Annotated in this window: 2 tRNA genes; both read left to right on the plus strand. The window is 38.7% G+C overall.

The window, feature by feature from the left end:
• Positions 1 to 106 precede the first annotated feature (106 nt).
• Positions 107 to 183: transfer RNA gene (locus CWB60_RS19900), tRNA-Ile, on the plus strand.
• A gap of 67 nt (positions 184 to 250) precedes the next feature.
• Positions 251 to 326: transfer RNA gene (locus CWB60_RS19905), tRNA-Ala, on the plus strand.
• Positions 327 to 636 lie beyond the last annotated feature (310 nt).

The following is a 636-nucleotide window of genomic DNA, read 5'->3' on the forward strand; positions in this document are numbered from 1 at the left end:
AGGGGAACCTGGGGCTGGATCACCTCCTTATACGATTTAGAACTTATTTGTTCGTAGTGTCCACACAGATGATTGTTAATTGTAAAGAGAACAACACTTATTGTTTGGGTCTGTAGCTCAGTTGGTTAGAGCGCACCCCTGATAAGGGTGAGGTCGGTGGTTCAAATCCACCCAGACCCACCACTTCTTCTTAATCTTATCACTAAGATTTAAGCGAAGTCGGATAACAAGCAATAAGACCAGCATATGTGGGGCTATAGCTCAGCTGGGAGAGCGCCTGCCTTGCACGCAGGAGGTCAGCAGTTCGATCCTGCTTAGCTCCACCACTTTACTTCTTAAAAATAAATATTCTTTATCGGGTAGCAACATCACCTGAGAATTGAGTGTGTTTAATTTTGAGAAGTTTTTGATTCTCTGCTCTTTAAAAATTTGGAAAAGCTGATAATAAAATTCTGATAGATACTTTGTATTTATCAAGAGTTTTCAAAAGTAAAAAAGAATGATAGCAGTATCATTCAGTGCCAATTTAATCATTCGTGATTAATTGGTATCTACTTTAGTATTCAATATTAACTTCTGGCGAAGTTAAACTGTCACATAACAAAGACCCGTTTGGGTTGTATGGTTAAGTGACTA

The organism is Pseudoalteromonas sp. S327 (assembly GCF_005886415.1).
In the GTDB taxonomy this organism is placed as follows: domain Bacteria; phylum Pseudomonadota; class Gammaproteobacteria; order Enterobacterales; family Alteromonadaceae; genus Pseudoalteromonas; species Pseudoalteromonas atlantica.